Source organism: Pimelobacter simplex (assembly GCF_024662235.1).
Classification (GTDB): Bacteria; Actinomycetota; Actinomycetes; order Propionibacteriales; family Nocardioidaceae; genus Nocardioides.
This window is the reverse complement of record NZ_CP096276.1, coordinates 5,840,561-5,863,013: the sequence shown is the minus strand read 5'-3', so window position 1 is coordinate 5,863,013 and position 22,453 is coordinate 5,840,561. Positions and strand designations below refer to the sequence as shown.

The following is a 22,453-nucleotide window of genomic DNA, read 5'->3' as shown; positions in this document are numbered from 1 at the left end:
CGCGTACGACGACAGGCGCCCGCGGCGTACGCAGAACTGCGTATCCCCGGGCCTCCGCCGAGCGGACGCGCCGGCGCCCGCGAGCCGCGACGGTGGAGCCATGAACCCCAACGCACCGGTGGCCACCACCGAGAACCTCACGAAGGTCTACGGCGACCGCGTCGCCGTCGACAAGGTGACCATGACCGTGCGCCGTGGTGAGGTCTACGGCTTCCTCGGCCCCAACGGGGCGGGCAAGACGACCACGCTGCGGATGCTGCTCGGCCTGATCCGCCCCACCTCCGGCACCGCGTACGCCGACCCCTCGGTCGGCGCGCTCATCGAGGGACCGGGCTTCCACCCCTACCTGTCGGGCCGCGCCAACCTGCGCGTGCTCGCCCGGCACCGCGGCCTGAGCGACGCCGAGGTCGAGCGGGTGCTCGGCCGGGTCGACCTCGCCGGGCGCGGCGACGACAAGTTCAAGGGCTACTCGCTCGGCATGAAGCAGCGCCTCGGCGTCGCGGCGGCGCTGATGGGCGACCCCGAGCTGATCATCCTCGACGAGCCCACCAACGGCCTCGACCCGGCCGGGATGGCGGACATGCGCGCCCTGGTCGTCGACCTTGCCCGCGAGGGCCGCACCGTGCTGCTGTCGAGCCACCTCCTCGCCGAGGTGCAGGAGATCTGCCACCGGGTCGGCGTCATCAACGACGGCCGGCTGCTGCGCGAGTCCACCGTGGCCGAGCTGCGCGGCGGGGTCTCGCTGCGCGTGCGCGCCACCCCCGAGCCGGAGGCGCTCGCGGTCGCGATGCGCCTGGCCGGCGACGACGGCGTACGCCGGGAGACCGACGGCGCGCTGCTGCTGTCGCTCCCCGCCGATCGCGCCCCCGACGTCACCCGCGCGCTCGTCGCCGCGGGCGCCGACGTCCACGAGATCACGGCTGCCGAGCGCAGCCTCGAGGAGGTCTTCTTCGAGATGACTGCCACCCACCAGCCCCACCAGGAGGTATCGGCATGAGCACCCTGACCGCCACCACGCGCAGCACGCGCGCCGAGCTGATGCGGCTGCGGGCCTGGCCCGCCGTGTGGATCACGCTGGGCGCCTGGCTGGTGCTGAGCATCATGTTCGGCTACCTGTTCACCTACCTGTCCTACACGAGCGGCGACGCGAGCTTCGCCGACGAGGGCACCACCCAGGCCGAGCAGCTCGCCCGGATGCTGCCGGACGCCGTGCCGAACGTCTTCCTCCAGGGCATGCCCATGTTCGGCGGCGCGCTGATGATGGTGCTCGGCGCGCTGGTGGCCGGCAACGGCTACGGCTGGGGCACCTGGAAGACGCTGTTCGCCCAGGGCGTGCGGCGTACCCCCGCGCTGCTGGGCTCGGTCACCGCACTGACCGCCGTCGTGCTCGCCACCCTCGTCGTCACCCTCGGCCTCGACCTCGGCATCTCGCTGGTCATCACCGCCAGCGAGAGCCAGGACATCGTGATGCCGTCGTTCGGCTCGGTCGCCGAGGCCTTCGGCGCCGGCTTCCTGGTGCTGGAGATGTGGGCGCTGCTGGGCTTCCTGCTCGGGACGCTCGCCCGCGGCCCGGCCCTCTCGGTCGGCCTCGGCCTGGTCTGGGCGCTGGTGGTGGAGAACCTCCTGCGCGGCGTCGGCCAGCTCCTCGGCTGGGTCGAGAACCTCACCGAGGTGCTGCCCGGGACCTCCGCCGGGTCGCTCATCGGCTCGATCGTCGGGGTCGGCGCCGGGGACGGTACGCCGGGCGTCCTCGACACCGTGCCCGGCGGCCGGGCGGCGCTGACCGTCGGGATCTACCTCGTGCTCGCCGTGGTCGCCAGCATCGTGCTGGTCCGGCGCCGCGACGTCGCCTGAGCCCGCCGGCGAGGGGGCGAGCCGGCGAGCCGGCGTCCGGGTTCAGCCGACGCGCTTGCCGAAGCAGCGCGAGAGCGGCGCGTCCTTGTAGAAGCCGAAGCCGGGGATCTCCGCATAGCCCTCGCTGCGGTAGAGCGCGATCGCCTCGGGCTGGAGCAGCCCGGTCTCCAGCACCACCAGGTCGTGCCCGGCCTGGACCGCCCGGTCCTCGAGCGCGGCGAGGACCTGGCGGGCCAGGCCCCGGCCGCGGCGCTCGGGCACGACGAACATCCGCTTCACCTCGACCGCGCTGGTGCCGCCGAGGACCCGCACCGGCGAGCGGCGCCAGGCGCCCGTCGCGACCGGGTCGGGGCCGTCGTACCCGACGAGGAAGAGGCCCTCGGGAGGGTCGAACAGGGTCGGGTCGACGGGGCTCTCGTCGGGTGAGCCGTAGCGCTCGACGTACTCCTGCTGGACGCGGGCGACGAGCGCCACGGCGTCGGCGTGGAGGTAGCCGACCGGGCGCAGGTCGAAGAGCGTGTTCATGGCGGGCCTAGCGATTTCGAGCGGGTGTGACGGGCCTGTCAGACTAGAGCCATCTCTGACAGCGTCGTCAGCCTGTCCCTCCCGCACTCTGCGATGAGAAGGTTCCACCGTGACTGACGCGATCGTGATCCCCGCCGACCTCAAGCCCGCCGACGGCCGTTTCGGCGCGGGCCCCTCGAAGATCCAGACCAGCCACCTCGACGCGCTCGCCGCGACCGGTGACGCCCTCATGGGCACCTCGCACCGCCAGGCGCCGGTCAAGAACGTCGTGGGCCGGGTCCGCGAGGGCCTCGCCGCCCTCTTCGAGCTCCCCGAGGGCTACGAGGTCGTGCTCGGCAACGGCGGCGCCACCGCCTTCTGGGACATCGCCACGTTCGGCCTGATCGAGCAGAAGTCGCAGCACCTCGCCTTCGGTGAGTTCTCGGCCAAGTTCGCCAAGGCCGCCGAGCTCGCCCCCTGGCTCGACACCCCCTCGGTCATCAAGAGCGACCCGGGCACCCGCCCCGAGGCCGTCGCCGAGGAGGGCGTCGACGTCTACGCCTGGGCCCACAACGAGACCTCGACCGCCGTCATGGCCCCCGTCGTCCGCCCGGCCGGCACCGACGGCGCCCTGGTCCTCGTCGACGCCACCTCGGGCGCCGGCGGCCTCCCGGTCGACCTGACCGAGACCGACGTCTACTACTTCGCCCCCCAGAAGTGCTTCGCCTCGGACGGCGGTCTCTGGATCGCCACCTTCTCCCCCGCCGCCCTCGAGCGCGCGGCCCGCATCGGCGCATCGGACCGGCACATCCCGGCCTTCTTCGACCTGCCGACCGCCATCGACAACTCGGCCAAGAACCAGACCTACAACACCCCGTCGGTCGCCACCCTCTTCCTCATGGCCGAGCAGCTCGACTGGATGAACGCCCAGGGCGGCCTCAAGGCCATGGTCCAGCGGACCACGGCCTCCTCGGACGCGCTCTACGGCTGGGCCGAGCGGACGTCGTACACGACTCCCTACGTGGCCGACCCCGCCCACCGCTCGCTGGTCATCGGCACCATCGACTTCGACGAGTCGATCGACGCCGCCGCGATCGCCAAGGTGCTGCGCGCCAACGGCATCGTCGACACCGAGCCCTACCGCAAGCTCGGGCGCAACCAGCTCCGGATCGCGATGTACCCGGCGATCGACGCGGCGGACGTCGAGGCGCTCACGGCGTCGATCGACTATGTCATCGGGGCGCTCTGACGGACGCGCGAGAGGGCGCGACGCAGGCGTTCTACGACACCGTCGCGGACGACTACGCCGACCTGATCCCCGACCTGCGCTACGAGCGGCCACTGGAGCGAGGGCTGCTCGACGAGCTCGTCGCGGCGCTGCCGGGGTCCACGGCTCCCGTGCTCGACGCCGGGTGCGGCACGGGACGGATGCTCACCCACCTGGCCGCGCGCGGCGTCGTACCGCTCGCGGGGGTCGACCTGTCCCCCGCGATGCTCGCCCACGCGCGGCTCCGGCACCCCGGCACACCGCTCGCGGTGGCCGACCTCGGCGCCCTGCCCCTCGCGCCGGCGTCGGTCCGCGGCGTCCTGTGCTGGTACGCCGTCATCCACAGCACGCCGGCCGAGGTCGCGACGATCGTCGACGAGCTCGCCCGGGTACTCGTCCCGGACGGCCCCGTGCTGCTGGGCTTCCAGGCCGGCCGGGGCGAGCGGGTCGTCGACGGCAGGGCATATCGCCAGGACGCCACCCTGCACGGGGTGCTGCACGAGCCCGCGGACGTCGCCGGGCTGCTGGGCGAGCGGGGCTTCAGCGTCCTCGCCACCGCACGACGTACGGCGGGCGGAGGCGAGCGCCACGACCAGGGCTTCGTCCTCGCCCGGCGCCGCGGAGAGCCGGCTCAGGCGTAGACGTCCACCTGCGGCGCCCCGAGCGCGACCATCAGGTCGCGCCGGCTCGTGCCGGTGACGGCGCCGGGGGTGCTCAGCGCCGTGGCGACCGTGCGCTGCAGGTCGCGGTGCTCGGAGAAGTGCCGCAGGGCGGCGTCGCGCCACTCGTCGACGGCCGGGCCGGCGGCGGGACGGACCGGGCGGGAGCGGAGCAGCCAGCCTGCGCACAGCAGCGCGAAGGCGGCCAGCAGGACCGCGGTGGTGAGCTCCAGCGGCATGATCGGCTCCTCTCGGACGGGGTCGGTGGTGATGTGCCTGACCAACGACCTTCCGCCGAGCGGGTGACGACCGCATCCCCAAAATAGGGACCGGGTCCCGACGGGGCGACCCCGTCAGAGGCGCCCCACGACCAGCTCGTACGCCGGCCCGCCGAACGCCACGATCCGGGCCACCTCGACCTGCGTGGGCGTCGCCCGCAGCGTCTCCAGGGCGGCGTCGACGGCGTCCTCCTTGGGCCAGCCGTAGGCGCCCGCGCTGATGAGCGGGAACGCGATCGACCGGGCCCCGAGCTCGTCGGCGACCTCCAGCGCCCGGCGGTAGCACGAGGTCAGCAGGGTGCGGTCGGTCTCGCCGGCGGTGCGGTCGGGGCCGACCACGTGGATCACCCAGCGCGCGCTCATCCGGCCGGCCGTCGTCCAGCCCGCGTCCCCGGTCGCCAGACCGTCCGGGAACCGGCGGCGGCAGTCCTCCAGCACCTCGGGCCCACCGACCCGGTGGATCGCCCCGTCGACCCCGGCGCCACCGCGCATCGCCCGGTTGGCGGCGTTGACCACCGCGTCGACGTCCTGCTGGGTGATGTCTCCCTCGACGACCTCGATCCGCATGGCCTCGAGCCTGCCAGGTCCGCGAGACTGGGGCCATGGCACGCCCTCGCCGGCTCGACCCGGACTCGGTCTCCGCCCTCGGCTGGGGCGTCCAGCTGCTGCTGTCGCTCCTGGGCGTGGCCGCGCTGTTCGACGAATCGCTGACCCTGCTGTGGATCTGGTGCGGCGTCGGTTCGGCGTACGTCGCGCTCGCGATCGTCTCGCTCGCCCTCTACGCCCGCCGCGACCCCGCCGCCCCCGTACCGGCCGAGGAGCTGCACCACCCCCACGGCCTGCGCGGCGTGCTCACCTTCGTGCTGACCGTCGTACCGGTGGTGATCGGGGTGGTCGCCGCGATGATCATCGTGGGCTTCCGCGACGACCGCTACGTCGGCTCGTTCGTCCGCCTCCCCGGCGTCTGGGCGATGCTGCTGGCATGGGTGCTCCTGCACTGGGGCTTCGCCCAGCTCTACGCCGCCCGGTCCCAGGAGGCCCGCCCCGGGCAGGTCCTCGACTTCCCGGGTACGCCGCACCCGACGCTGGTCGACCACGTGTACTTCGCGTTCACCATCGGCACCACGTTCGCCGCGTCCGACGTGGACGTCCTCTCGACCCGGACCCGCTGGCTGGTCACCGTGCACTCGGTGCTGAGCTTCTTCCTCAACGCGCTCATCATCGTGCTGGCGTTCAACACGATCACCAACGGCTAGGACACGCTCACACCGTCCGGACCCGCACCCGGCAGGACGCGCCCTCGGCCAGTCCCTCCGCGACGCGCACGGCCTTCTTGACCGGCAGCACGAAGGTCTTCTCCTCCGCGCTCGGGAACACCGACGTACGCCAGGTGCTCCCCCCGACGCTGACCTCGACCCGCACGCTGCCGAACCCCTTGCGCGGCCCGGTCTCGTCCTCGATCGCGTCGGCGACGTCGAACGGCAGGCTGACGAAGAACCAGGCCCCGCTCGTCTCCTCGTCGCGGGCCTGCCAGCGCCACAGCGCAGCGGTGAACTCGTGCTCGGTCACGCGCCGATCGTGCCACCGGCCGCCGACATCAGCGACCCGCCAGCAGCCGGAGGGTGGCGCGCTCCACGTCACCCCCGCGCCGTACGGCGGCCCGGATCGTGCGCCCCTCGTCATAGGCGTCCACCACCCGCGGGTCCACGTACGACGACCGCGCCAGCGCCGGGGTGTTGCCCAGGAAGTCGGCGACCTCGCGCATCGCCCCGGCCACCGCCCGCTTGCGGGCGGTGCGGCTCGCGTCGGGACCGGGCGCCTCGGCGAGCGCGGCTGCGGCCAGCACGGTCGCGTGCCAGGTCCGGAAGTCCTTGGCCGTCACGTCGAGGCCGCTGACCTCGCGCACATAGGCGTTGACGTCCTCCGCGCCCACGTCGAGCAGCCGTCGGTCCGTGCGCCTGCGCCGGCGCCGCCGGTCGAGCGCGGCGACCGCGACCTCGTCGTCGATCTCGACGTGGTGCTCGATGCCGGACTTGCCGGTGAACGCGAAGACGAGCGTCTCGCCGCGGCGCCGGACGTGGTCGCGCTCGAGCGTGGTCAGCCCGAACGAGCCGTTCTCGGCCGCGTAGACGTCGTTGCCGATCCGGAAGCAGCCCAGGTCGATCAGCCGGACCGCCAGCGCACAGGTCGCCGTCGGCCCCAGGTCGTCCTCGGCCAGGTCGGCCGCCACGCGTTCCCGGATCCGCGGCAGGCGCCGGCCCAGCGTGACGACGCGTTCGTGCTTCTCCGCGGACCGGCGGGCCACCCAGGCCGGGTGGTAGAGGTACTGGCGGCGGCCGGCGTCGTCGGTGCCGACGGCCTGGAGGTGCCCGTTGTCGGCCGGACAGATCCAGACGTCGGTCCAGGCCGGCGGGATCACCAGGTCTCGGCAGCGCTGGACGTCCGCGTCCGGGAGCCGGTCACCCTCGGCGTCGACGTAGACGAAACCGCGCCCGGCCCGGCGCCGGGTCCAGCCCGGTTCCTCGGGCGACGTACGGCGCAGGCGGGGCACGTCAGCCTCGCCGGCGTGCCAGCGCCACGAACGTCCCCAGCACGACGACCAGCCCACCACCGAGCGCCGCCCACGGCCACCACACGGCCTGGGCCTCGGGGGCCCTGTCGGTCGCCGGGCCGTCGGTTCCCACAGGCTCCCCGGGCGCCGCCGCCTCGAACGGCAGGTCGACGCGCAGCACCTCGGCGCCCACGCCCTCCGAGCTCAACAGCACCTGTCCGTCGGCGGCGACCGCGATCCCCTCGCCCTGCTTCTGGGCGGGCAGGTCGAAGCGGCCGACCCGCTCCAGCTCCGGCCACGTGTAGACGACCGCCTGGCCGTAGTTGCGCAGCACGACGTGCTCACCGTCGGGGAAGAAGGCGCCGTCGGTCGCGATGCCGAGCACCTCCTTGACCGGCTCGAGGCGGTTGGGGCCGTCGGGGTCGAGCTTCGCGGGGGCGGCGTAGAGGCGGCCGATGAACTCCTTGACCACGACGTAGAGCCGTCCGGTCGCCGGGTCGCTCAGCAGGGTCTCGGCGTCGTGGGCACCGTCCGGGTAGACCAGCTCGTACGTCGGCGCGGTCACGGTCCGCTCACCCCGGCCGTAGGGCACCCGGGACACGGTCACGTGGTCGCGGGTGGCGGTGTTGTCGCCGATGTCCCCGACCCACACCTCGTCCGGGCCGGCCGGTGCCAGCGCCTCGATGTCGCGGGCCTCGCCCTGCCAGTGGGTGACGCCGACGGTCTTGCCGGTGGTCAGGTCGACGGTGAAGATCCGGTTGCTGTCGCCGGAGTCGTTGACCGTCACGACCACGCCCTCGCCGGCGACCAGGCCGCTGGACTCGTCGATCGCGGGGTCCTGGAAGGCGACGACGGGCGTGCCCGGCACCGGTTCGACCGCGGCGCCGGGGCTGAGCAGGCCGACCGCGAAGGGCACCGGCAGCAGCAGGAAGAGGAGCTTCTCCACGCGGCTCACCGCCCGGCCAGCAGCTCCCCGAGCCGCGGGTGCACACCCCACGCGGCGACGAGGTCGTCGTACTCACGGGTGTCGGCGGCGGTTCCGGTCCGGACCGCGCGGAGCAGGGTGTTGCGCGGGGTGTGCTGGCTGTCGACGAACTCGATCACGTCGACCCGGTACCCCTCGCGCCGCAGGAGCAACGCGCGCAGCGCGTCGGTCAGCGTGTCCGCGAACCGCTCGCGCAGGATGCCGTCGCGCACCAGCGACCCGTACGGCGCCGGGGCCGGCGCCGCGCGCAGCTGGGCCGCGATGTCGTGGTGGCAGCAGGGGGCGGCGAGCACGAGCGGCGCCGTCCAGGCCACCGCGCGGGCCAGGGCGTCGTCGGTGGCGGTGTCGCAGGCGTGGAGAGCGAGGACGACGTCGGGCGGCTCGGGCAGCGCGGCCTCGCCGATGGTGCCGGCCACGAAGGTCGCCTCGATGCCGAGCTCGCGCGCGACCGCGTTGTTGTGGTCGCGCGACTGCTCCTTGACGTCGACGCCGGTCAGCCGCACCGGCAGCCCGCGCCGCTCGCTGAGGAAGCGCTGGGCGGCGAACGTGAGGTAGCCGTTGCCGCAGCCGAGGTCGACCACGCGCAGCGGGTCGTCGGCGGTGGGCTTGCGGAGCTGGCCCTTGGCGATCGCGTAGGCGACGGTGTGGTCGAGGATGCGCAGGAAGTCCTCGACCTGGCGGTACTTCGCGCGCCGCGTGGGCTTGATCCGGCCCTGGGCGTCGGAGAGGCCGAGGACGGCGAGCAGCGGGTCGTCCTCGGGCAGCAGCCGGTCCTTGGCCCGGTCGTGGCTGCGGTCGGGAGCCTGCTCGTCGGCGGCGCGGGCCGTCGTGTGCACGGCGGCGGCGCCCTTCTTGGTGATCCGCAGGCTGAGCCGGCGCTCGGGCGTCTCGACGGTCCAGTTGCCGAACGGCTCGGCGAGCAGCGCGTCGACGGCCTCCTCGGCCGGGCCGCCGCGGGCGTGGTTGGCGGTGTGGGCCTGCGTGGCGTCGTACCGGACGACCTGGAGGTGGCGCCCGGCCTTGAGGTCGACCCAGCGCAGCTCGCCCCGGCGCCACGGCGGCGTCGCGGTACGCCGGCGGCCCGAGGCCACCGCCCGCACCAGCCGGTCGTCGGCCAGGAGGTCCGAGCGGACCTGCGCGAGCCCCTCGTCCAGCGTCAGGGTGCTCATCGCACCAGCGCGGCGACGACGACGATCAGGAGCAGCGCCACCAGCGCGGCCGGGATGATCAGACGACGGTGGCGAGGATTCACCCGACGATGGTAGTCGGTGTCACCAGTGCTCCAGCGAGGCGCCGATGATCAGCGCGAGGTCGTCGCCGGTCACCTCCTTGGGCGCGGTCGCGAGGAGACGCTGCTGCTGGAGCGCGCCGTCGACCAGCGCGCCGACGTCACCGGCGCCGTACCCGACCTCGGCGAGGCCGTTGGGGATGCCGATGTCGCGCATCAGGCGCGCCACCACGTCGGGCAGCAGACCCGGCCCGTCGGCGCCCGGCGCCGCCGGGTCGAGCAGCCGCGCCGCCCGCAGGTGCCGCTCAGGAGCGGCGTCGAAGGTGAACCGGAACGCCTCCGGCGCGGTCAGCGCGACCGCCATGCCGTGCGGCACCATCGCCTCGTCCTGCGGGTAGTCGGCCGGCCGGAAGTCCTGGACCCGTCCCGCCACCGGGTAGGCGTTGGCGTGCGGGATGTGCACCCCGGCGTTGCCGAAGCCGAGCCCGGCGAAGGTCGCCGCGAGCGCCATCTGCTCGGCCGCCTCGCTGTCCTCGCGCCCCTCGCGCGCATCCCGTACGGCGGCCCGGAAGGCCGTCGCGAGCAGGCCCAGCGCCCGCTCCGACCACAGGTCCGCGATCGGGTTCGAGCCGCAGTAGGGCACTCGCTGCTCGGGCTGCTTGGCGGCGAAGTCGCCGTACCAGCGGGCGGTGTAGCTCTCCAGCGCGTGGCACAGGATGTCCATGCCGGCCGCGGCGAGGACGCCCGGCGGCTGGGTCGCGCTCAGGCTCGGGTCGACGACGGCGAGGCGCGGGCGCAGCGCCGCATGGCTGATCCCCGTCTTCACCTTGAGCGCGAGGACGTCCATCACGCAGATCGTCGTCGACTCCGCACCGGTGCCCGTCGTGGTCGGGACCGCCACCAGCGGCAGCACCGGCTGCTCGGGCGCCCGGGCCTTGCCGATGGGCGCGTTGACGTAGTCCATGAGCTCGCCGGGGTTGGTCACCAGCAGCGCGACCGCCTTGGCGGTGTCGATCGACGAGCCGCCGCCCACCGCCACCACCGCGTCGAACGGACCCTCGGCCCGGGCGAACGCCACCGCCTCCTCGAGCGAGGCGTCGGTGGGCTCGACCCGGGTCCGGTCGAAGACGACGACCTCGAGGTCCCGGGCGCGCAGGCCCTCGGCGACCCGCTCCGGGTGACCGGCGGCGGCCACCCCGGGATCGGTGACCAGCAGGACCCGGCGGGCGCCCCAGCCCCGGACGTCGTACCCGATCTCGGTGGCGGCGCCCCGCCCGAACTTCAGCGCGGGCGCGGCGTAGGTGAAGACGGTCTCGGTGCTGGTGCTCACCCGGCGACAGTATCGCCGGCGGTCTCGATGGCCGCGCGCACCGAGCCGTAGACCTTGAGCCGGCCGGCCGCGATGTCGGCGAGCGGCACCCAGGCGACGCCGTCCGTCGTACCGCCCTCCTCGACGACGCGGGGCTCGCCCGGCCCGACCTCGGCGCGGTAGATCACGCCGATGGCGTGGAAGTCCTCGGCCCGGCCGTTGGGCGCGGTCCCGGTGAAGTGGTGGTCGAGCACGGTCAGCAGGCTGGTCGCCTCACCCTCCAGCCCGCACTCCTCCCACAGCTCGCGCCGGATGGTGTCGGTCGGCGCCTCGCCGTGGTCGATGCCGCCGCCCGGCAGGTGCCAGGTGCCCGGGTCGGGCGCGAGGTCGGAGGTGCGGGTGAGCAGGATCGCGCCGTCGCGGACGACGTACGCATAGGCGGCGGTGCGCTGCCGCTGCCGGATCCGGTACGACGCGAGCGCGTCCGCCACCAGGCTCACCGTCGGCACCGTCCCGTCGAGCACCTCCGCGACCGGCTTCCACGCCGCCTCCGCCGTCGACCCGTCGACCTCGGTCACGTGCGGCTCGGGCGCATCGGCCGCCACCCAGCCCTCGTACACGATCCGAACCGAGTGCGCATCGACCCGCCGCCCGCGCCGCCACGAGTCGGCGACGTGGAGCGAGTAGACGTGGGCGGTCTCGTCGATCTGGGCATCGAGCCCGGTCTCCTCGTAGACCTCGCGCACGACCGCGTCGCGCGGGTCCTCGCCGTGGTCGACGCCGCCGCCGGGCAGGGACCACAGCTCCTTGCGGGTGACGCGCTCGGAGAGGCGGGAGAGGAGGATCTGGTCGCCGCGGATGATGACGGCGTACGCCGCCAGTCGCTGCACCCGCTGCCCCATCACCGTCTCCTGTCGTCCTCCTCCACCCTAGGGGGTGGGGGGATCAGGAGAACGGCGGCCGGGCGTCCTTCGCCAACGAACGCTTCCCCGCCCACCGCCACACCCGCGCGGCCCGGTCCCGGTCCTCGTCGGTGACCAGGTTGCCCATCCACCGCAGCGCGAGCGTCATCAGCAGGTCCGAGCGCATCCCGACCGGCCCGAGCGCGGGCAGCAGCCGGGGCACGGTGACCAGGCCGGCCAGGCGCCGGGCGATCGAGAACGACTCGCCGTAGTGGTCGCGCAGGAGCTGGGGCCAGACCACGCCGAGGTCGGCGTCGGGGTCGGTGGCGAGGAGCTCGGCGATGACCCGGCCGGTCTCGAGGCCGTAGTCGATGCCCTCGCCGTTGAGCGGGTTGACGCAGGCGGCGGCGTCGCCGATGAGGGCCCAGTTGCGGCCGGCGACGTGGGAGACGGCGCCGCCCATCGGGAGCAGGGCGGACGTCGGCGCGCGCAGCTCGTCGCCGAGGCCGAACTCGGCGCGCAGGCGGTCGGCGTAGAGCTTCATGAGGGGCTTGATCGCGACGTCGGCGGGGCGCTTCGCGGTGGCGAGGGTGCCGGCGCCGAGGTTGACCTCGCCGCTGTCCTTGCCGAGGGGGAAGATCCAGCCGTAGCCGGAGAGGATCTCGTCCTGCTCGCCGCGCAGCTCGAGGTGCGAGCTGATCCACGGGTCGTCGGCGCGCGTGGAGGTGACGTACGAGCGCCCGGCGACGCCGTAGACGGTGTCGCGGTGCCACTCGCGGCCGAGGACCTTGCCCAGCGGGGACCGTACGCCGTCGGCCACGACCAGCCGCTTGCACGCGATGACGCGCCCGTCCTTGAGCACGACCCCGGTGACGCGCTCCCCCTCCATCCGTACGTCGACCGCGCGGGCGCCGTCGAGCCCCGTCGCGCCCGCCTTGAGGGCGGTGGTGCGCAGGTGGTCGTCGAGCTCGGTGCGGGCCACCGCGCTGCCCCAGTCGGGCAGGTTGCCGCCGGGCCAGGGCAGGTGCAGGGTCTGGCCGAAGCCGTGGGCACGCAGTCCCTGGCTGACCGTGTGGGCGCGTACCCAGTCGCGCAGGCCGAGGCGCTCGAGCTCGCCGATGGCGCGCGGGGTGAGCCCGTCGCCGCAGGTCTTGTCGCGCGGGAAGACCGCCGCATCGGCCAGGATCACGTCGAGCCCGGCGCGGGCGGCCCAGGCGGCCGCGGCGGAGCCGGCCGGGCCGGCGCCGACGACGAGGACGTCGGTGCTCAGCGGGGTGCTCGCGCTCATCCCCCGATTGTGTCAGGGCGCCCACCCGGGGACCGCGACGGCCCGGATGTCGAGGACTCCGAACCCGTCCCCTCGGGCCGTCGGACCCGCGATGATGGCTCCGTGCCGGTGCCGCGACCCTCCGCGCCCCGAGGACGTGTCCTCGGGGTGCCCGAGCGCGCCGCGGTGGTCCTCGCCGTAGCGCAGGCGCTGCTGGCGGGCGCGACCGTCGTCGCGCTGCTGGCGACCGCGCACGTCGCGGACCCGTCGTACGAGGTGCGCCGCGAGCTCGCTCCCCTCGACGTGGTGATGAGCCTGCTCTACGCCCCGCTGGGCGCCCTGATCGTGGTGCGCAGCCGGCACGCGGTCGGCTGGGCGTTCCTCGTCGTCGGCTGGGGGTACGCCGTCACCGCCGCCGGCATCGCGTGGACGGTGGTCGGCGTCGCCCACCCGCCGCTGCCCGGTACCGACTGGGCCGCTCCCCTGCTCCTCACCGGCTGGACGACGGCGACCCTGGTCTCGCTGCTCGTCGTGCCCTTCCTGCTCACCCCCGGACCCCCGCGCGGCTGGGCCCGCCGGTTCGCGATCGGCGGCGGGGTGGTCGTGGTGGTGGCGACGGTGGTCCGGCTGCTCGTCCAGGTCCGCGACGCCCCGCCGCACCCGCTCACCGGCGGCGGCGCCCTCTCCGACCTCGCGTACGACGTCGACGGCGCCCTGATCCCCGGCTACTTCCTGCTCGGCCTGGGCGTCGTCGTCTGGATCGGCTACCGGCTGCGCACCGGTGACGCCGAGCAGCGCCGCGGGCTGTCGTGGCTGCTGCTCTCGCTGCTGACGGTCGCGGTCGCCTACATGGTCTTCGAGATCGGCGTCAGCATCGACGGTCCGTGGTTCCCCGCGGGGACGGCGCTGCTGACGATGGCCGAGGTGATGCTGGTCGGCGCGGTGCTCGTGCTGATCCGGCGCCAGCCGTCGTGGCGGGTGGACCTGGCGATCTCGCGCACGCTGGTCGGCATCCTGCTCACCACCACCCTCGTCGCGGCGTACGTCGTCGCGGTGTGGGCGCTCGGCATGATCACCCCGATGGGTGCGGAGTCGACCGGCCTGGTCGTGGTGGCCGCGCTCGCGCTGGCCGTGCTGCCGCTGCGGGACTGGCTCCAGGGCCAGGTGGAGCGGCTCGTGTTCGGCTCCGGCGCGGACCCGTCGGCGCTGCTGGAGCGGGTCGCCCAGGCGCTCGACGCGGGCGACGCCGACAGCCCCCAGCTGACCGGTCTGGTCGACGCGCTGCGCCGCGCGCTGCGCCTGGCCCGCATCGAGGTCCGCCTGTACGACGTCCCGGTCGCGGTCTCCGGCCGCCCCGAGCCCGACGACGCCGAGCGCGCCCTGGCGCTGCCGCTGCACCCCCGCGGCCGCGAGGTCGGCACCTTGACCGTGGTGCCGCCGCGCGGGGAGCGGCTCGACCCGCGCACCGTGCGCCTGCTGCGCCAGATCTCCGGGCTGGTCGCGGTCGCGGCCCAGCTCGACGACGCCAACCGGGCCGTCGAGGAGGCCCGGGCCCGGGTGGTCGAGGTGCGCCACGAGGAGCGCCGGCTGCTGCGCCGCGAGCTGCACGACGGCCTCGGTCCCGCCCTGTCCGGGACGGCGCTCGCGCTGGCCGCGGTGCCCACCACCTCCTCGCTCAACGCCGACGACACCGTGCTGCTGCGCCGCCTGGCCGAGGAGCTCAGCCGCCGCGCGGACGACGTACGGCAGATGGCGCGGGTGCTGCTGCCCCCGGTCCTCGACGAGGGCCGGCTCGGGGCCGCGCTCGACCTGCTCGCGGACCGGTACTCGATGTCCCGCTTCTCGGTCGCCGTCGACGCCCCGCACGCCGACCGGCTCGACGGCATCCACCAGATCGTCGTCTACCAGGTCGCGGCCGAGGCGGTGCGCAACGCCGCCCGGCACGCGGGCGCCCGGCACTGCCGGATCCGGCTGGACCTGCCGCCCGACGGCGGCGTCCGGCTCGAGGTCCGCGACGACGGCCGAGGCATCGACGACACGGCCGTCCCGGGTGTCGGGACGGCCTCCATGCGCGAACGCGCCGCCGAGCTGGGCGGCACCGTCGAGGTCGCCGGAGGCGACGGAAGGGGGACCTCGGTGGTCATGCTGCTGCCGTGAACGGGGACGAGCCGATCCGGGTGCTGGTCGTCGACGACCATCCCGTGTTCCGGATCGGGATGAGCGCGCTGCTGCGCTCGCTGCCGGACGTCGAGGTGGTCGGCGAGGCCGCGGACCGGGACGAGGCGCTCACCCTGGCCGACGCCCACGCCCCGCACGTGGTCCTCATGGACCTCGACCTCGGGGACGACTCGGGCGTCGAGACCACCCGCGAGCTGTGCCGTCGCGACCCGACGCTGGGGGTCCTGGTGATCACCATGTTCGGCGACGACGACTCGCTCTTCGCCTCGATCCGGGCGGGAGCGCGCGGCTTCCTGCTCAAGGGCGCCTCACCCGCCGAGGTGGAGCGGGCGGTCCGCTCGGTGGCCAACGGCGACTTCATGCTGGGGCCCCAGCTGGCCCAGCGCGGTGCGCTGTACCTGTCGGGGGCGCGCACCCGGGGCGCCGTACCGTTCCCGGAGCTGACCGACCGCGAGCGCGAGGTCGTCGACCTCGTCGCCCGGGGGTACGACAACGCCACCATCGCCCGCCGCCTCGTGCTGAGCACCAAGACCGTGCGCAACTACGTCTACGGCGTGCTGGCCAAGCTCGACGTACCCGACCGGGGACAGCTCATCGTGCGCGCCCGGGAGTCCGGGCTCGGCGCCGACGACGAGGAGTCCGACGAGACGGCCCGGGCCGGTGGCCCGGAAGGTCGTGACGGGCTGACCTGACACCTGGGTCACCGGGCAGCCGAGGCTCGGTGCCATGAACGAGACCCCTCTCTCCCCGTCCCCGCTCGCGCCACCGAGCTCCGAGCCCGCTCCCTCCGGCGGCGGCTTCACCGCCTGGCCGCTGCTCATCTCGCTGTGCGGCCTGCTCGGCATCGTCGCGCTCTTCCTCGAGGGTCGCCCCGACAACAGCAGCGACTTCGACTACCCGGTCACCGCCGAGGACGTCCTCGGCGTCGACTACCTGCCCTACCGGATCTCCGGTGCCGTCGGCTACATCCTGGTGATCGTCCTGCTGATCACCGCGGCGGTCTGGCGGCACCGGGTCGAGCGCCGCTTCCCCGGCTCCGTGGGCGCCACCGTCGTCGGCTACGGCGTGCTGGCGACCGCCGGCATCACCGCGCTGGCGTACGGCTGGCGCGGCGCGCTCGGCAACTACCTGCCGAAGGCGATGGAGGAGAACACCTACGACGCCGAGGGGCTCTACAACTACTTCGTGATGACGGACTTCAGCCCCTACATCGCGTTCGTGCCGCTCCTCGCGTCGGCGTACGCGCTGGCCTGGATGGCCTTCCGCGAGCGCCTCGTCTCCCGCGGCCTCGGCGCCGGCGCCGGCCTCGTCGCCACCGCCCTGCTCGGCGCCGTGCTCGCCCTCGGCGTCCCCGGCCTCCCGGCCCTGATCATGCTGGCCCTCATCGTGGCCGGGATCTGGCTCGCCGTCGGCCGCAGCCCGATCACCGCGAGCCGGCCGTGAGGTGCCGCGCGATCGCGGCCGGGCTGATCGCGGCCGCCGCCGCGGCGGCCGCGGCCGGGACCGCCGCGCCCGCCAAGGCCGAGCCGCCCCCGGGTGCGGGCGCGGACGAGTGGCCCGACCGCACCCCGCCGCAGATCCACTTCCAGCTGCCCGCGAGCACCGCCGACGGCTGGTTCCCGCACGAGGTCGAGGTCTGGGTCACCGCGTCGGACAACTCGGGGATCGCCGACATCGAGTACACGCTCACCGGCGCGCACACCGACTCCGGCGCCACCGACTGGACCGGCATCCGGCGGGTCATCAAGAACCAGGGTGTCACCACGTTCGAGATCCGGGCGACCGACGGCACCGGCAACACCACGACGCGCACCCTCGGCGTCGGCATCGACCTGACCGAGCCGACCGTCGCGTTCGCCGGTCCGGCCACCGACGGGCGGGTCATCCGCCAGGGCGACGCTCCGGCGCTGACCTTCACCTGCGCCGACGTACCGACCCACGTCACGGACTGCTACGGCCGGGTCGGGGACGAGCCGTTCCACTCCGGCGAGGCGGTGCCGACCGCGAACCGCGGCCCCCAGGCCGTCACGGTGACCGCCGTCGACGCGGTCGGCCGTTGGGTCGAGCGCCAGTTCACCTACACCGTCGCCGAGCCGCAGCTCAAGATCAACGGCCGCCCGAGCATCTCGGGCAACCCCGGCACGGTCCGGGTCGGGGACACCCTTGCGGCGACCGGCGGCACCTTCACCCCCGCCGCCACCCACCTCGAGTACCGCTGGAAGGTCGGCGACCGGGCTCCCGTCGCCGGACAGACCTACGTCGTCACCCCCGCCGACCTCGGCAAGCGGATCCGGCTCTCGGTGGTCGGCAGCCGCGCCGAGCACGCCCCCACCACCGCCGAGGCGACGAATGACGTCCCCGTGGTCACGGGTACCTACCTGGTCACCGGCAACCCGACGGTCACCGGCACCGCCCGGGAGGGCGGCCTGCTCCGGCTGGCCGAGCCGGCGATCACCCCGGCTCCGAACGACCGCGACAACCTGTGGACCATCGCCGGCACGGAGGTCGAGACCGACAGTCCGGTGCTCCCGCTGACCTCCGCCCACGTCGGCAAGCGGGTGAGCTGCGTGCAGCGGTACACCGGTCCGGGCTTCGCCGACCTGACCGTCCCCTGCCGCTTCGCCGGCGGCGCGTCCTCCGTGGTCGTCACCGGCAACGCCTGGACCGTCCGCGCCCCCGCCCGTCTGGCCGGCAAGGCCAAGGTCGGCAAGAAGCTGCGCGCCGTCGCCCCGGCGCTCTCGGGCCGGGCGGACCGCTACGCCTACCAGTGGCTGCGCAACGGCAAGGTCATCAAGGGCGCGACCGCGGCGGCGTACCGCCCGCGCGCCAAGGACGTGAAGGCCCGGATCAGCGTCCGGGTCACCGCGACCACCGCCCACCGACCGGCCACCGTGTCGGTCTCCCCGGCTCAGCGCGTACGGCGCTGACCCCAGGGGTCCCGGCCTGTGGGGGGCCGGGCCCCGTCCTCGAGAAAGGGGAAGGCCCTCCCGAGCACTGCTCGGGAGGGCCTTCGGCCGTGGGGCCACGCCCTAGGGTCGGACCATGACTGATCCCTGCCTGTTCTGCGGCATCGTGGCCGGCGAGGTGCCGGCGGTCAAGGTCGCCGAGGACGCCACGACCTTCGCCTTCATGGACATCCAGCCGGCTTCCGAGGGCCACCTCTTGGTGATCCCCAAGCGGCACAGCCGCGACCTGACCGAGATCGAGCCGGCCGATCTCAGCGACGTCACGCTGGCCGCCCAGCGCATCGCCCGGACCGTGCTCACCGAGCTGGGCGCCGACGGCGTCAACCTGCTCAACTGCTGCGGCGCCGACGCGTGGCAGACCGTCTTCCACTTCCACCTCCACGTCGTCCCCCGGTACGCCGACAAGACCCGCGACCGACTGACCCTGCCCTGGCAGCCCGGGGTGCGCGGGGACGCCGCCGCGATCGCCGCCGTCGGCGGCCGGCTCGCCGCCGCGCTCGCCTGAGTCCCCCCGAAATGCCCGAAGGCCCTCCCGAGCAGTGCTCGGGAGGGCCTTCGGCTGACTCGATCAGTTCTGGTAGGAACCGAAGTCGAAGTCGTCCAGCGCCACGGCCTGGCCCTGGTTGCCGAACTCGTAGTCGTAGGACTCGTAGCCGGTGACGGCGTACGCCGCGGCGCGCGCCTCCTCGGTGGGCTCGACCCGGATGTTCCGGTAGCGCTCCAGGCCGGTACCGGCCGGGATCAGCTTGCCGATGATCACGTTCTCCTTCAGGCCGCGCAGGCTGTCGGAGCGGCCGTTGATCGCGGCGTCGGTGAGCACCCGGGTGGTCTCCTGGAAGGAGGCCGCCGAGAGCCACGACTCGGTCGCGAGCGAGGCCTTGGTGATGCCCATGAGCTCCGGACGACCCGAGGCCGGCTTGCCGCCCTCGGAGACCACGCGCCGGTTCTCCTCCTCGAAGCGGACCCGGTCGACGAGGTCGGACGGCAGCAGGTTGGTCTCGCCCGACTCGAGCACCGTGATCCGGCGCAGCATCTGCCGCACGATGATCTCGATGTGCTTGTCGTGGATCGACACACCCTGCGACCGGTAGACCTCCTGGACCTGGTCGACGAGGTGCTGCTGGGTCTTGCGGACACCAAGGATGCGCAGCACCTCCTTCGGGTCCTCGGTACCGGCGGTGAACTTGTCGCCCACCTCGACCCGGCCGCCGTCCTCGACGAGGAGGCGCGAGCGGCGGGACACGGGGTACTCCTTGACCTCGCTGCCGTCGTCGGGGGTGACGATGACGATGCGGGCCTTGTCGGTCTCCTCGATGGAGATGCGACCGGCGGCCTCGGAGATCTGGGCGTGACCCTTGGGGGTCCGCGCCTCGAAGAGCTCCACGACGCGGGGCAGACCCTGCGTGATGTCGTCGGCCGAGGCCACACCACCGGTGTGGAAGGTACGCATGGTCAGCTGCGTGCCGGGCTCACCGATCGACTGGGCCGCGATGATGCCGACGGCCTCGCCGATGTCGACGAGCTTGCCGGTCGCCAGCGAGCGGCCGTAGCACTTCGCGCAGGTACCGGTACGGGCGTCGCAGGTCAGGACCGAGCGGACCGTGACCGTCTCGATGCCGGCCTCGATGAGCTCGGCGATCTTGACGTCACCGAGGTCCTCGCCCGCGGTGGCGAGCACCTCACCCGTGGTCGGGTGGGTGATCTCCTTGGCGGCCGAGCGGGCGTACGCGGCGGTCTCGGCGTTCTCGTCCTTGACGACCACGCCGTTCTCGTCCTTGACGCCGATGACCTTGGGCAGGCCGCGCTCGGTGCCGCAGTCGTCCTCACGGATGATGACGTCCTGCGACACGTCGACCAGACGACGGGTCAGGTAGCCCGAGTCGGCGGTCCGCAGCGCGGTGTCCGCCAGACCCTTGCGGGCACCGTGGGTGGAGATGAAGTACTCCAGCACGGACAGACCCTCGCGGAAGTTGGCCTTGATCGGCCGCGGGATGATCTCGCCCTTGGGGTTGGCCACCAGACCACGCATGGCGCCGACCTGGTTGATCTGGTTGAAGTTACCCGAGGCGCCCGAGTGGACCTGGACGTAGATCGGGTTGGTCGGGTTCGCCTCGAAGGTGGCCCGCAGTGCCTTGCCGACCTCCTGGCTCGCCTTGGTCCAGATCTCGATGAGCTCCTGGCGGCGCTCGTCGTCGGTGACCAGACCGCGCTCGTACTGCTTCTGGATCTTGGCCGCGTCGGCCTCGTGCTTGGCGAGGATCTCGGACTTGTTCGGCGGCGTGATGACGTCGTCGATCGAGACCGTGACACCCGAGCGGGTGGCCCAGTGGAAGCCGTTGTCCTTGAGCGCGTCCAGGGACGCCGCGACGACGACCTTGGGGTAGCGCTCGGCGAGGTCGTTGACGATCGCGCCGAGGCGCTTCTTGCCGACCTCCTCGTTGACGTACGGGTAGTCGGCCGGCAGCGCGTCGTTGAAGATCGTGCGGCCCAGCGTGGTCTCGACCAGCGAGGCCACGCCCTCCTCGACACCCTCGAAGAAGTAGTCCTCGAGACGGATCTGGACCTTGTTCTGCAGCGTGATCTCGCCGCGGTCGTAGGCCATGATCGCCTCGGCCGGGGACGAGAAGGTCCGCAGGCGGGTCTCGCCGCCGGCCTCGACCGTCGCCTCGCCACGCTCGGTGGTGAGGAAGAACAGGCCGATGATCATGTCCTGGGTGGGCATGGTCACCGGACGGCCGTCCGACGGCTTGAGGATGTTGTTGGTCGACAGCATCAGGATCCGGGCCTCGGCCTGCGCCTCGGCGGACAGCGGCAGGTGGACCGCCATCTGGTCACCGTCGAAGTCGGCGTTGAACGCGGTGCAGACCAGCGGGTGCAGCTGGATGGCCTTGCCCTCGATCAGCTGGGGCTCGAAGGCCTGGATGCCGAGACGGTGCAGCGTGGGCGCACGGTTGAGCAGCACGGGGTGCTCGGTGATGACCTCTTCGAGGACGTCCCACACGACCGGGCGGGCGCGCTCGACCATCCGCTTGGCGGACTTGATGTTCTGCGCGTGCGACAGGTCGACGAGGCGCTTCATCACGAACGGCTTGAACAGCTCGAGCGCCATCTGCTTGGGCAGACCGCACTGGTGCAGCTTGAGCTGCGGGCCCGACACGATGACCGAACGGCCCGAGTAGTCCACGCGCTTGCCGAGCAGGTTCTGGCGGAAGCGACCCTGCTTGCCCTTGAGCATGTCGGAGAGCGACTTCAGCGGCCGGTTGCCCGGGCCGGTGACGGGGCGACCACGACGGCCGTTGTCGAACAGCGAGTCGACGGCCTCCTGGAGCATCCGCTTCTCGTTGTTGACGATGATCTCCGGCGCACCGAGGTCGAGCAGCCGCTTGAGGCGGTTGTTCCGGTTGATGACGCGGCGGTACAGGTCGTTGAGGTCGGAGGTCGCGAAGCGGCCACCGTCGAGCTGCACCATCGGGCGCAGGTCCGGCGGGATGACCGGAACGGCGTCGAGGACCATGCCCTCGGGCTTGTTGCCGGTCTTGCGGAAGGCCTCGACGACCTTGAGCCGCTTGAGCGCGCGGACCTTGCGCTGACCCTTGCCGGTGGCGATGGTCTCGCGCAGGTTCTCGACCTCGGCGTCGAGGTCGAAGCTCTGCAGGCGCTTCTGGATCGCCGTGGCGCCCATGTGGCCCTCGAAGTACTTGCCGAACCAGTTCTTCATCTCGCGGTAGAGGATCTCGTCGCCCATGAGGTCCTGGACCTTGAGGCTCTTGAACGTGTCCCAGACCTCGTCGAGGCGGTCCAGCTCGCGCTGGGCGCGGTCGCGCAGCTGCTTGAGCTCGCGCTCGGCGCCGTCGCGCACCTTGCGGCGCTGGTCGGCCTTGGCACCCTCGGCCTCGAGCGTGGCGAGGTCGTCCTCGAGCTTCTTGGTGCGGTCCTCGAGGCCGGCGTCGCGGCGCTTCTCGATGGACTCGCGCTGGAGCTGCACCTTGCCCTCGAGCGAGGACAGGTCGCGGTGCCGGGCGTCCTCGTCGACCGAGGTGATCATGTAGGCCGCGAAGTAGATGACCTTCTCGAGGTCCTTCGGCGCCAGGTCGAGCAGGTAGCCCAGGCGGCTCGGCACACCCTTGAAGTACCAGATGTGGGTGACCGGGGCGGCGAGCTCGATGTGGCCCATCCGCTCACGGCGGACCTTGGAGCGGGTCACCTCGACGCCGCAGCGCTCGCAGATGATGCCCTTGAAGCGGACCCGCTTGTACTTGCCGCAGTAGCACTCCCAGTCCCGGGTGGGACCGAAGATCTTCTCGCAGAAGAGGCCGTCACGCTCGGGCTTGAGCGTGCGGTAGTTGATGGTCTCCGGCTTCTTGACCTCGCCGTGGCTCCACGTGCGGATGTCGTCCGCGGTGGCCAGGCCGATCTGAAGCTGGTCGAAGAAGTTCACGTCGAGCACGATGGCTGCTGTCCTTCGTTAGTTCTGTGAAAGGTGAGGCTGGGGACTGAGGGGGGCG

The 22,453-nt window shown here is 73.1% G+C and carries 21 protein-coding genes; 10 read left to right on the top strand and 11 right to left on the bottom strand.

What is annotated here, in order from left to right; translation table 11 throughout:
- The first annotated feature begins 100 nt into the window (after positions 1-100).
- Positions 101-997: an ABC transporter ATP-binding protein gene (locus M0M48_RS28720; RefSeq protein ID WP_215813469.1), complete on the top strand. Its 897-nt coding sequence runs from the start codon at positions 101-103 to the stop codon at positions 995-997.
- Positions 994-1,854, top strand: a complete 861-nt coding sequence (locus M0M48_RS28715) for an ABC transporter permease (RefSeq protein WP_257753747.1) — start codon at positions 994-996, stop codon at positions 1,852-1,854. The genes M0M48_RS28720 and M0M48_RS28715 overlap by 4 nt, the downstream gene beginning before the upstream one ends.
- A 42-nt stretch (positions 1,855-1,896) precedes the next feature.
- On the opposite strand, the gene M0M48_RS28710 is transcribed toward M0M48_RS28715, so the two are convergent.
- On the bottom strand, positions 1,897-2,379 hold the full coding sequence (locus M0M48_RS28710) for a GNAT family N-acetyltransferase (RefSeq protein ID WP_257753746.1): 483 nt from the start codon (positions 2,377-2,379) through the stop codon (positions 1,897-1,899).
- A 109-nt stretch (positions 2,380-2,488) separates the two neighbouring features.
- Between M0M48_RS28710 and serC the strand changes: the two genes are divergently transcribed.
- Positions 2,489-3,607 carry a phosphoserine transaminase gene (gene serC / locus M0M48_RS28705; RefSeq protein ID WP_257753745.1) on the top strand — a complete coding sequence of 373 codons (1,119 nt, stop codon included), beginning with the start codon at positions 2,489-2,491 and terminating at the stop codon, positions 3,605-3,607.
- Positions 3,604-4,266, top strand: a complete 663-nt coding sequence (locus M0M48_RS28700) for a class I SAM-dependent DNA methyltransferase (RefSeq protein WP_257759357.1) — start codon at positions 3,604-3,606, stop codon at positions 4,264-4,266. Before serC ends, M0M48_RS28700 begins: the two co-directional genes overlap by 4 nt.
- Here the strand turns inward: M0M48_RS28700 and M0M48_RS28695 are convergent.
- Positions 4,257-4,523 (bottom strand): hypothetical protein, encoded by a 267-nt coding sequence (locus tag M0M48_RS28695; RefSeq protein WP_257753743.1) that lies wholly within the window; start codon positions 4,521-4,523, stop codon positions 4,257-4,259. The two genes, M0M48_RS28700 and M0M48_RS28695, sit on opposite strands and share 10 nt — an antisense overlap.
- A 114-nt stretch (positions 4,524-4,637) precedes the next feature.
- Positions 4,638-5,129: an O-acetyl-ADP-ribose deacetylase gene (locus M0M48_RS28690; RefSeq protein ID WP_257753742.1), complete on the bottom strand. Its 492-nt coding sequence runs from the start codon at positions 5,127-5,129 to the stop codon at positions 4,638-4,640.
- 35 nt (positions 5,130-5,164) lie between these two features.
- Between M0M48_RS28690 and M0M48_RS28685 the strand changes: the two genes are divergently transcribed.
- Positions 5,165-5,818 carry a DUF1345 domain-containing protein gene (locus M0M48_RS28685; RefSeq protein WP_257753741.1) on the top strand — a complete coding sequence of 218 codons (654 nt, stop codon included), beginning with the start codon at positions 5,165-5,167 and terminating at the stop codon, positions 5,816-5,818.
- 7 nt (positions 5,819-5,825) lie between these two features.
- On the opposite strand, the gene M0M48_RS28680 is transcribed toward M0M48_RS28685, so the two are convergent.
- The 7 genes from M0M48_RS28680 to M0M48_RS28650 all read right to left on the bottom strand — a co-directional run bounded on the left by M0M48_RS28680 (position 5,826) and on the right by M0M48_RS28650 (position 12,825).
- Complete coding sequence (locus tag M0M48_RS28680; RefSeq protein WP_257753740.1) at positions 5,826-6,131, bottom strand: DUF1905 domain-containing protein; 306 nt, start codon at positions 6,129-6,131, stop codon at positions 5,826-5,828.
- 28 nt (positions 6,132-6,159) lie between these two features.
- Positions 6,160-7,113, bottom strand: a complete 954-nt coding sequence (locus tag M0M48_RS28675; protein WP_257753739.1) for a DNA topoisomerase IB — start codon at positions 7,111-7,113, stop codon at positions 6,160-6,162.
- 1 nt (position 7,114) lies between these two features.
- The gene (locus tag M0M48_RS28670) at positions 7,115-8,059 is read right to left on the bottom strand and encodes a hypothetical protein (RefSeq protein ID WP_257753738.1); all 945 of its coding nucleotides are present in this window, start codon (positions 8,057-8,059) and stop codon (positions 7,115-7,117) included.
- Between the two features lie 5 nt (positions 8,060-8,064).
- Complete coding sequence (locus tag M0M48_RS28665) at positions 8,065-9,267, bottom strand: SAM-dependent methyltransferase (protein ID WP_257753737.1); 1,203 nt, start codon at positions 9,265-9,267, stop codon at positions 8,065-8,067.
- Positions 9,268-9,369: 102 nt separating this feature from the next.
- On the bottom strand, positions 9,370-10,656 hold the full coding sequence (locus tag M0M48_RS28660; RefSeq protein ID WP_257753736.1) for a hydroxyacid-oxoacid transhydrogenase: 1,287 nt from the start codon (positions 10,654-10,656) through the stop codon (positions 9,370-9,372).
- The gene (locus M0M48_RS28655; protein ID WP_215813481.1) at positions 10,653-11,537 is read right to left on the bottom strand and encodes an NUDIX domain-containing protein; all 885 of its coding nucleotides are present in this window, start codon (positions 11,535-11,537) and stop codon (positions 10,653-10,655) included. Before M0M48_RS28655 ends, M0M48_RS28660 begins: the two co-directional genes overlap by 4 nt.
- A 43-nt stretch (positions 11,538-11,580) precedes the next feature.
- On the bottom strand, positions 11,581-12,825 hold the full coding sequence (locus tag M0M48_RS28650) for a geranylgeranyl reductase family protein (RefSeq protein ID WP_257753735.1): 1,245 nt from the start codon (positions 12,823-12,825) through the stop codon (positions 11,581-11,583).
- Between the two features lie 147 nt (positions 12,826-12,972).
- On the opposite strand from M0M48_RS28650, the gene M0M48_RS28645 reads away from it, so the two are divergent.
- From M0M48_RS28645 to M0M48_RS28625, 5 genes are all read left to right on the top strand, one after another.
- The gene (locus M0M48_RS28645; protein ID WP_257759284.1) at positions 12,973-14,961 is read left to right on the top strand and encodes a sensor histidine kinase; all 1,989 of its coding nucleotides are present in this window, start codon (positions 12,973-12,975) and stop codon (positions 14,959-14,961) included.
- Positions 14,958-15,674 carry a response regulator transcription factor gene (locus tag M0M48_RS28640; RefSeq protein WP_257753733.1) on the top strand — a complete coding sequence of 239 codons (717 nt, stop codon included), beginning with the start codon at positions 14,958-14,960 and terminating at the stop codon, positions 15,672-15,674. Before M0M48_RS28645 ends, M0M48_RS28640 begins: the two co-directional genes overlap by 4 nt.
- A 34-nt stretch (positions 15,675-15,708) precedes the next feature.
- A complete protein-coding gene (locus M0M48_RS28635) occupies positions 15,709-16,425 on the top strand; it encodes a hypothetical protein (RefSeq protein WP_257753732.1) in 717 nt (238 codons plus the stop codon).
- Complete coding sequence (locus tag M0M48_RS28630; protein WP_257753731.1) at positions 16,422-17,909, top strand: hypothetical protein; 1,488 nt, start codon at positions 16,422-16,424, stop codon at positions 17,907-17,909. The genes M0M48_RS28635 and M0M48_RS28630 overlap by 4 nt, the downstream gene beginning before the upstream one ends.
- Positions 17,910-18,024: 115 nt before the next feature.
- Positions 18,025-18,453: an HIT family protein gene (locus M0M48_RS28625; protein WP_257753730.1), complete on the top strand. Its 429-nt coding sequence runs from the start codon at positions 18,025-18,027 to the stop codon at positions 18,451-18,453.
- Between the two features lie 63 nt (positions 18,454-18,516).
- Here the strand turns inward: M0M48_RS28625 and M0M48_RS28620 are convergent, their stop codons facing one another.
- Positions 18,517-22,395, bottom strand: a complete 3,879-nt coding sequence (locus tag M0M48_RS28620) for a DNA-directed RNA polymerase subunit beta' (protein WP_215813488.1) — start codon at positions 22,393-22,395, stop codon at positions 18,517-18,519.
- Positions 22,396-22,453 lie beyond the last annotated feature (58 nt).

Bases quoted from the DNA above. Each gene is read 5' to 3' on its own strand.
- M0M48_RS28720 (WP_215813469.1), top strand. From the start codon at position 101: ATGAACCCCAACGCACCGGTGGCCACCACCGAGAACCTCACGAAGGTC.
- M0M48_RS28715 (WP_257753747.1), top strand. From the start codon at position 994: ATGAGCACCCTGACCGCCACCACGCGCAGCACGCGCGCCGAGCTGATG.
- M0M48_RS28710 (WP_257753746.1), bottom strand. From the start codon at position 2,379: ATGAACACGCTCTTCGACCTGCGCCCGGTCGGCTACCTCCACGCCGAC.
- M0M48_RS28695 (WP_257753743.1), bottom strand. From the start codon at position 4,523: ATGCCGCTGGAGCTCACCACCGCGGTCCTGCTGGCCGCCTTCGCGCTG.
- M0M48_RS28690 (WP_257753742.1), bottom strand. From the start codon at position 5,129: ATGCGGATCGAGGTCGTCGAGGGAGACATCACCCAGCAGGACGTCGAC.
- M0M48_RS28685 (WP_257753741.1), top strand. From the start codon at position 5,165: ATGGCACGCCCTCGCCGGCTCGACCCGGACTCGGTCTCCGCCCTCGGC.
- M0M48_RS28665 (WP_257753737.1), bottom strand. From the start codon at position 9,267: ATGAGCACCCTGACGCTGGACGAGGGGCTCGCGCAGGTCCGCTCGGAC.
- M0M48_RS28655 (WP_215813481.1), bottom strand. From the start codon at position 11,537: ATGGGGCAGCGGGTGCAGCGACTGGCGGCGTACGCCGTCATCATCCGC.
- M0M48_RS28650 (WP_257753735.1), bottom strand. From the start codon at position 12,825: ATGAGCGCGAGCACCCCGCTGAGCACCGACGTCCTCGTCGTCGGCGCC.
- M0M48_RS28635 (WP_257753732.1), top strand. From the start codon at position 15,709: ATGAACGAGACCCCTCTCTCCCCGTCCCCGCTCGCGCCACCGAGCTCC.
- M0M48_RS28625 (WP_257753730.1), top strand. From the start codon at position 18,025: ATGACTGATCCCTGCCTGTTCTGCGGCATCGTGGCCGGCGAGGTGCCG.